General features: G+C 58.4%; 3 protein-coding genes and 5 pseudogenes. 5 read left to right on the top strand and 3 right to left on the bottom strand.

Annotation, left to right across the window (positions count from 1 at the left end):
- Positions 1-158: 158 nt before the first annotated feature.
- Positions 159-539: pseudogene (locus tag JHW44_RS16415) on the bottom strand (integrase core domain-containing protein); the annotation flags it as partial.
- 135 nt (positions 540-674) lie between these two features.
- Between JHW44_RS16415 and JHW44_RS16410 the strand changes: the two are divergent.
- Entirely contained in the window at positions 675-1,931 is a 1,257-nt protein-coding gene (locus JHW44_RS16410) for an IS110 family RNA-guided transposase (protein WP_089346217.1), read from the top strand.
- Between the two features lie 236 nt (positions 1,932-2,167).
- On the opposite strand, the pseudogene JHW44_RS16405 reads toward JHW44_RS16410, so the two are convergent.
- Positions 2,168-2,976: pseudogene (locus tag JHW44_RS16405) on the bottom strand (IS3 family transposase); the annotation flags it as partial.
- Positions 2,977-3,357: 381 nt separating this feature from the next.
- Between JHW44_RS16405 and JHW44_RS16400 the strand changes: the two are divergent.
- The 4 genes and pseudogenes from JHW44_RS16400 to JHW44_RS16385 form a co-directional block, all read left to right on the top strand.
- On the top strand, positions 3,358-4,089 hold the full coding sequence (locus JHW44_RS16400; protein ID WP_179217822.1) for a sulfotransferase family 2 domain-containing protein: 732 nt from the start codon (positions 3,358-3,360) through the stop codon (positions 4,087-4,089).
- A gap of 231 nt (positions 4,090-4,320) precedes the next feature.
- Positions 4,321-5,253 (top strand): IS5 family transposase, encoded by a 933-nt coding sequence (locus JHW44_RS16395; protein ID WP_272850323.1) that lies wholly within the window; start codon positions 4,321-4,323, stop codon positions 5,251-5,253.
- A 412-nt stretch (positions 5,254-5,665) separates the two neighbouring features.
- A pseudogene (locus JHW44_RS16390) lies at positions 5,666-6,927 on the top strand (IS256 family transposase).
- A 31-nt stretch (positions 6,928-6,958) separates the two neighbouring features.
- Positions 6,959-7,762, top strand: a pseudogene (locus tag JHW44_RS16385) (ISL3 family transposase); the annotation flags it as partial.
- Between the two features lie 8 nt (positions 7,763-7,770).
- Here JHW44_RS16385 and JHW44_RS16380 read toward each other — a convergent pair.
- Positions 7,771-8,204 (bottom strand): annotated as a pseudogene (locus JHW44_RS16380) (IS3 family transposase); the annotation flags it as partial.
- Positions 8,205-8,268 lie beyond the last annotated feature (64 nt).

Raw genomic sequence — 8,268 nt, 5'->3', positions numbered from 1 at the left:
TCTCTGCCTCACCTTAGCGACGTGTTCACGGAAATTGCCGTCTAGTCGCGCTTTTTCGTGAATATGGCCGCGAATCGCGCGCTGGCGCAAGATATTTTTACAATTCCGGGTGAAGGACTGCATTAATTCTGCTCTGCCCCTGACCTGCCACTGAACTTTCATCCAGCCGCGACTTGAGCCCGGTTGGTGTTTACGCCGATCGACGCAGGTTGAGCAATCGCCCGACGCGCGGAGCTTTCATCTTGCGCAGCGGGGCGGGCGATTGCGGTGGTCAGGGCCCGCGCGTAGTCAGCCGGGGTTTGGTAGTCCAAGGCCGAATGGGGACGCTCGGTGTTGTAGTCTGCGGCCCAAGCCGCGATCACAACGCGGGCATGAGCCAGGTTACGGAACATGGTCTCGTTGAGCAGCTCATCGCGCATCCGGCCGTTAAAACTCTCCACGAAACCGTTCTGCATCGGCTTGCCCGGCGCGATGTAGTGCCATTCGATCCGGTGCTCGGAACACCACCGCAGGATGGCGTTGGAGGTCAGTTCCGTGCCGTAGCACGTCGGGAAGAAGCGCTGTTTTAAGGTTATGGCCACGCGCGTAGCCCCCAAATAGCGCAGCGTGTGGCCATAACCGGTCTCAGGTCTCAACAGTGGTTTTGCAGAACCACACCGCTGAGGAGACCGGCTATGCCCGCCAACCATTCTACTGCTGCGACTGTGCTTGTCGCCATCGACATTTCCAAGCACCGCCACGAGGTCTTGATCGAGGTACCGGGCAAGAAGCGCCGTCGTCGCATGACGATCATGAACACGTTGGAAGACTTCCAGCGCTTGTCCGCGAGCCTGGCCAGCTACGGCCTGCCTGTGCGGGTCGGGTTCGAGGCGACCGGCAACTATCACAGGCCACTGGCACATCATCTCGGGCAGGCCGGGTTTGACTTGAAGCTCATCCCTTCTGTCGGGCTCGCCCGGACGCGCGAGGCCCTGCACAACAGTTGGGACAAGAACGACCCGAAGGATGCCCAGGTCATCCTGCACATGCTGGAGATTGGCGCCGTGCAGTTCTTTCATGATCCGCTGGTCGTCGGGACCGCCGACATCCAGGAATTGTCAAAGACGCACGAGATCGTTTCACGCTCGAAGACCGAGCTCTGGCACCGCATCCTGACCCATTACCTGCCGCTCTATTTCCCAGAGGCCGAACGGTTTCACCGAAGCTCACGAACCGATTGGTTCCTGGCCTTCCTCGAGAAGTATCCGACACCGACGATGATCACGGCCATGAGCCAGGAAACCTTCATCGCAGACGCTTGGCAGGTGGTGGGCAGGAAGGTCGCCAAGGAGCGCCTGCTTTCAGATATTTACGCTACGGCGGTCAACTCTGTTGGATTGCCCGTGGAACCGGATTCCGACGCCGTTCGCATGTTCCGCCTGGTCCTTTCCGAAGGTAGAAGCCTCGTCCGCCAGCGCAACGAGATCGAGGCCCGGGCGGTCGCGCTGCTCTCCGATCTGCCGGATTATCAGCTACTGACAACCATCCCCGGCATTGGTCCGATCAATGCCATGACCATCTTGGCCGAGGCCGGTGACCTACGCCGATTTCGGCATCATCGGCAGTTCCTGAAGTTCTGCGGCATGGATCTTGCCACCGTGCAGTCCGGCATGTTTCGCGGGCAGAGCCGGATCTCGAAGTACGGCAATGCCCGGCTGCGCCGCACGCTATGGATGGCCGGCCAGACGGCGGTCCAGACAAAGACCAACAGCTTTCGGGACAAGTTCGAACGCTACATCTCGAAAGACCGACACAACGCTCATCTGCGCCGCAAGGCCTACACCGCGATCGCGGCCAAGATGGCGCGCACCGTACACGCTGTGGTCAATCACGGCGAACCCTATCGCCCCTTCTTCGAGGGGGTGAGCCCAGGCGGAAGGACCTCTCTCTGACTGAGCCGTGGAGGCAGTCAATCTGACCTCGTAGATAATGTTCGGGCCTTCTGCTTGGGATTTGGGATCTCGTATTAAGGACGGTGAGGGCCGCCAGCGCGCGTACCCTGTGTTTGCTATGGATGAGATCATTTCTTGACGGCAGAGCCCGTCTGGGCAACCTTATCAGGGTATCCGGACAGCCGGATGCCACACGACCTGCTGACCTAAGCAGCCAGATTTTCCTGACATAGGACGTTGTCGCTGACAATCATTCCGGGTTTGCCGCGGCGTTCGATCAGTGCCGTCAGTTCGCGCGCGACCCGGCGCCCCGAAATCGAAGTGTCCGGGATGGCGGCGAGACACTCTCGGGTCACATCGTCGACCACGTTGAGCACCCGGAAGCGCTGGCCGCTGGCGAACTGGTCGTGGACGAAATCCAATGACCAACGGGCGTTCGGTCGCGCCTCGACCAGAATGGGAGCCCGTGTCCCGACGGCCTTGCGTCGGGCCTTTCGCTTGCGCACCGTCAGCCCTTCCTCGCGGTAAAGCCGATAGATCCGGTTGATCCCCGAGGGCTCGCCCTCGCGTCGCAGCAGGACGAAGAGCCGCCGATAGCCGAACCGCCGGCGCTCGTTGGCCAGATCCCGCAACCGACCGCGCAGAACCATGTCCGGCGCGCGCCGAGATTGATAGCGGATCATCGTTCGATCCGCGCCGACGATGTGGCAGGCCCGCTGTTCCGACAGGCCATGTTCGGCCTGAAGATACGCGACGGCTTCACGCTTCACGGCGGGCCCTACCACTTTTTTGAAACCAGATCCTTCATCGCAGCCAGATCCAGCATCTGCTCGGCCAGCAGCTTCTTCAGCTTCGCATTCTCATCCTCGAGCCTCTTCAGCCGCTTCGCTTCCGATACCGTCATGCCGCCGAACTTCGCCTTCCAGTTATAGAAAGTGCCTTCTGACATGCCGTGCTTGCGGCACAGGTCCGCGCACTTCGCGCCTGCCTCGTGCTCGGCCAGGATGCCGATGATCTGTTCGTCCGTGAATCGCGTTCGCTTCATTGTCCGTCCTCAAGTTGGGCCGGACTCTAATCAACGGTGGAGGAAAAATCCCATGGCAGGTCACAACCAGTTGCGAAGATCCAACACCCTTGAAAATCCCGAACAATGCTAATAGAAACAGTTGTCTCGAAGTCGAAGTTAAAATGCTGTGAGAGAAAATGGCCGGAATGTGGTCTATGAATAAGCGGGAACGGCAAACTTTGATGGATCAGATCGAGCCCAGAGTGTCGGCCACAGGCAGGCATTGGCGTGCTGACCGATCAGCACGAGAGGGCAGCATAGCTGTCCAAGCGCGACTTTTTGGCTTGGCTTTCTTCAAGAAAACCAGGCATCATGGTTCAAACTACCAGTCAAAGATATCTGAGGAAGATTTGCTACATCATGTATAAACCAAAATTCCATAACGGCGAATTTAGGCGGCCTGACCTTCAGTATTTTATTCCCAATAGTGAAGGGAAAACTATTCTATATACATACATTAGAAAAAATGCCTGCTCCGCCTTTAAGAGGATTATAAATGACAAAACAGGAGGGAGCGGGATAAGTGGAATGAAAGACTTCAGGTGGGATCGAAAATCTATAAATTTTGATTGCGCAATTTTTGTGTATCGCAAACCCTTTGAAAGATTCGTATCTGCATTTTCAAACAAATTTATTCAAAGAAGCGGTAACAGGGATATTTTTGAAAATTTTGCGAAGCTAACTGGAAAAGACCCCAGTACAGCCACATTCCGAGATTTTGTTGATTACGCCGAACTGCCATTTAAGGATATTGACGCTCATGTATGGCCGCAAAAATCTCACCTTCTCGACATTGAGTACACGCATGCTATCAATATTGATAAATTAAGTGAAGTAATGTCGAAAGAATTCCCGTCATTGTCAAGATACTTTAACAATAAGGTCAATAAATCTATGTATCGATCAGATTTGGTTGATGCGAAGGATTTGACGGATGTTCCGGCTAGTGAAATTGATCATTATTCGACTGTTTCTTTTGAAGCAATGAGAGGTCCCATAGAGCGCAGGTACATTCAAGACATTGAAATGTTAAAAGAAATTTCGAATAACAACTCAAGCGAGACTGCAAGAATAGCAACGCCCATCCCCTAGTGTTCCCCACCTAACACTAGGGCACCTCGAAAAATTGCTCTGACCGGGCCGCTGCGGTATCGGTGTTTGTCAAAGATGTTGTGCGGCGCCTCTGATTTCCGGGGCGCTGTGTTCGCGTTTCGGGGTCAGCCATACGGGCCCTGCGGGTTGCCGATTGAGTGTTTTGCCTGGCTTTGTTGCACAAATAGGCGGGGGATTCACTGCATGAATCCAGCGTGATAGCTGGGAGGCATGAGCAGTTGGGCCCCTACGAAGTACAAGACCAGGAACTGGCCTTCGTACAACACAGCACTGAAGCAACGCGGATCGCTTTCGATCTGGTTTGATCCGGAGATGGGCTGGACGCCACCGCCAACAGGCAAACGTGGGCGGCAGCAACAATTCAGCGATGCCGCGATCCAGACCTGCCTGACCCTGAAGGTGCTTTTCGGCATGCCGCTCCGGCAGACCACGGGTTTCGTCGAGAGCTTGCTGCGGTTGGTCGGGTTGAACTGGGCGGTGCCGGACTTCAGCACCTTGTGCCGCCGCCAGAAGACATTGAACGTGAGCCTGCCCTTTCGTGGCGGCACCGGCCCGCTGAACCTGCTGATCGATAGCACCGGCATCAAGTCGGAAGGCGAAGGGGAATGGAACGCCCGCAAGCATGGCGGCTCAAAACGACGCATCTGGCGCAAGATACACATAGGGATCGACGAAGAAACGATGGAAGTGCGGGCGGTCGAAATCACCACCAGCAATGTCGGCGACGCGCCCATGTTGCCGGAGTTACTCGAGCAAATCCCGCCAAACCAAGCCATCGGTAGCGTCACGGCTGACGGGGCCTACGACACTCGAAATTGCCACGACGCGATTGCCACCCGCTATGCCCACGCCGTCATCCCGCCGCGCAAGAACGCCAAACCATGGAAACCCACAAGCGCCGGAGCTGTCGCCCGCAACGAGGCAGTCAATGCATCGCGATACCTCGGCCGCGCCATCTGGCGAAAATGGAGCGGATACCACCGCCGAAGCCGCGTCGAGAGCAAGATGAACTGCATCAAGCTTCTCGGCCAATCCCTGATGTCGAGAGACTTCAACCGGCAGGTCGCCGAAATCCAGATCCGCGTCGCGGTGCTCAACCGCTACACCGCTCTCGGCATACCCGTCACGGTGCCCGTAGGATAGGTCTGTCCGGGGAAAGGGAAAGTCAGGTCGCAATCCGATTTGTGCAACAAAGCCCCTAGGACTGCGCATCGGCCTGGGTGCCAAACCCCTCACCCAGTCCACCGGACCCGGCGAAAAGATCAACAATACCGAAAGTCGAAGGCAAATCAGGCTCCTGACGTATTTCATCCAGCCGGTGTATACTAGGTTCGGAGACGAAAGCCAGGATGCATGTGACAGATATCGTGGACAAGCAGCCCCGGTCCCGCATGATGGCAGGGATTAGGGGGAGGACACGAAGCCCGAGCTTGTGCTTCAGGCTCCATTCGAAAAAGGTCGAAAAGCGCGCGAAGGTTGGTGATGCCCTGAGGGGCGGCATATCATGGCGGTGTCGAGTCGCCTTCAGTTCTCTGCTGAGAAAAGGATATGCCACGTGTCAAAGACTACCATCACTCAACTGCCCGATCCATCGGGTTTTACATCCGACCCCTTCACGGACATCCTGCGCGAAGGAGCGCGCAAGCTGATCGAACAGGCGATCCATGCCGAACTGGCCGCGTTGCTGAACAGCTTTTCCGGGGAAAGGCTGGAGGACGGGCGGGCCCGCCTGGTGCGCCATGGTCACTTACCCGAACGCGAGGTGATGACCGGCATTGGGCCGGTGCCGGTGAAAGTGCCGCGTGTACGGGATCGGGGCGCTGGCGAAGACAAGATCAGCTTCACACCCAGCATCCTGCCACGCTATCTTCGCAAAGCGAAATCGGTCGAAGAACTGCTGCCGTGGCTTTACCTCAAGGGCGTGTCCACGGGCGATTTCACCGAGGCCCTGCAGGCGCTGCTGGGCCCGAACGCCAAGGGCCTGTCTGCCAAGACCATCACGCGGCTGAAGGCCGACTGGTGGACAGACTATGAGTCGTGGCAGAAGCGCGATCTTGGCAACCGTCACTTTCTCTACATCTGGGCCGACGGGGTCTACTTCAAACCGCGCATGGCTGAGGAAAAGCAATGCGTTCTGGTGGTTGTGGGCGCGGATGAATATGGCCGCAAGGAGCTGCTGGCGATGACCGACGGCTTCCGTGAAAGCACGCAAAGCTGGCGCGAGCTGCTGCTTGATCTCAAGCGTCGCGGCCTGAAGCAGGACCCGAAACTGGCCATCGGCGACGGCGCCATGGGGTTCTGGACGGCCCTGCGCGAGGTGTTCGCCACAACGCGAGAGCAACGCTGCCGGGTTCACAAGACCATGAACGTGCTGAACGCGATGCCGAAATCCGTGCAAGCCAAGGCCAAGGGGCATCTGCACGACATCTGGCAGGCTGAGACCAAAGCCGAAGCGAACGCAGCCTTCGAGTTCTTCGTCGAAACCTACGGCGTAAAATGGGACAAGGCGGTCGCCAAGCTGGTCAAGGACCGGGATGCGCTGCTGACCTTCTACGACTATCCGGGCGAACGCGCGCAAGCGCTGGCAAACACGTCCGGACGTCAAATCCGATCGAAAGCACCTTCGCCACCGTCCGGCATCGCACCAAACGAACCAAGGGATGTCTCTCCCGAAAGACCGGGCTGGCCATGGCCTTCAAACTGATGATGTCAGCGCAGAGGAAATGGCGAAAGCTCGATGGCCAAAACCGCCTGCCCGAGATCATCCAGGGGATTGAGTTCCGCGACGGGATCCGCCAACTTCAAACCGCCGCCTGATCAAGCGTCACCAACTTCTGCGCATATCTCCCGCGTCATCGGCATAGACGACTGAGCATGGCGCAAGGGGCAGCGATACGGCGCGTTGATCTGCGATCTGGAGCGGCATCGGGTTGTCGGCCTGCGGCCGGACCGGGAACCCGCCACGGTCGAGGCCTGGCTGCGTGACCACCCCGGGATCAAGGTCGTGGCTCGTGACCGCAACGGCGGTTATCGCGGTGCCGTCGCGCGCGCCTTGCCGCAGGCGCGTCAGGTGGCAGATCTCTGGCACCCGTTGGAAAACGTGAGCGCGGCCTTCCTGGCTGCCGTGCAGCGGAATATGCCAGCCATCCGCATGGCGATCGGCGCGCAAACACTCGACCCCAAGTTCCTGACAGCGGCGGAAAAACTGCAATATCAGGGTTTCCAGCGCCGCCAGCAGACCAATCGACTGGTGCTCCGGATGGCCCATGACGGCACTCCCATCAGGCGCATCCTGCGGCTGACCGGGCTAAGCCGCGGTCTGGTCCGCCAAATCGTTCGCGGCGAACGTGAGGACGTTTTCCGCATCCGTGAGAGCAGCTTGAGCCCTTGGCTGCCGCGGCTGGAAAAGGAATGGGCAGCGCGCCAGCGCCGGGCCAAGCAGGCCGTTTCGGCGGGTACTTAAGAGTCGCCGCCCGCGCGCAAGATTGCACGTCTCCTGACCACAGGTCGGGATCGCTCAAGCAAAACCGACGCGAGCCGGGTGGCTCGGATCGAGGCCGCATTGCCAGCCTTCACCCGGGCGCAAATATTGACCGGCCGCTTCACTGACATGGTCCGCAATGCGCGGAATGGCCTGCTGCCTGTTTCGTGGACACCGGGTTAGGTTTGCATAGCGCGGTCCTCGAACGCCATGGGGCTGAGATAGCCCAGCTTGGAATGACGTCGTCTCGGATTGTAGAAGCGCTCAATGTAGTCGAACACGTCGGCGCGTCGCGGGTCCGGTAGACCTTGCGGGCCGTGCGCTCGGTCTTCAGCGACGAGAAGAAGCTCTCCATCGCGGAGTTGTCCCAGACATTGCCCGCCCGGCTCATGGAGCAGGTGATGCCGTTGTCGAGCAGCAGGCGTTGGAACTGCTCGCTGGTATATTGCGATCCCTGGTCGGAATGGTGGAGCAGAGCGTCGGCCTTGCCGCGCCGCCAAACCGCCATCATCAGGGCATCCATGACCAGTGAGGCATCCCGGTCCGCCTTCATGGACCAGCCGACGACGCGCCGAGAGAAGAGGTCCGGCACGACCGAGACATAGAGCCAGCCTGTGAACCGGCGTGCAATTTTGACCCCGTAGAGGGGTGATCGGCGTCCAAAAATGACCCCCTTA

It is taken from the genome of Paracoccus seriniphilus (assembly GCF_028553745.1).
Lineage (GTDB): Bacteria > Pseudomonadota > Alphaproteobacteria > Rhodobacterales > Rhodobacteraceae > Paracoccus > Paracoccus seriniphilus.
The sequence above is the reverse complement of the archived record's forward strand: the minus strand, read 5'-3'. Positions and strand labels throughout refer to the sequence as shown.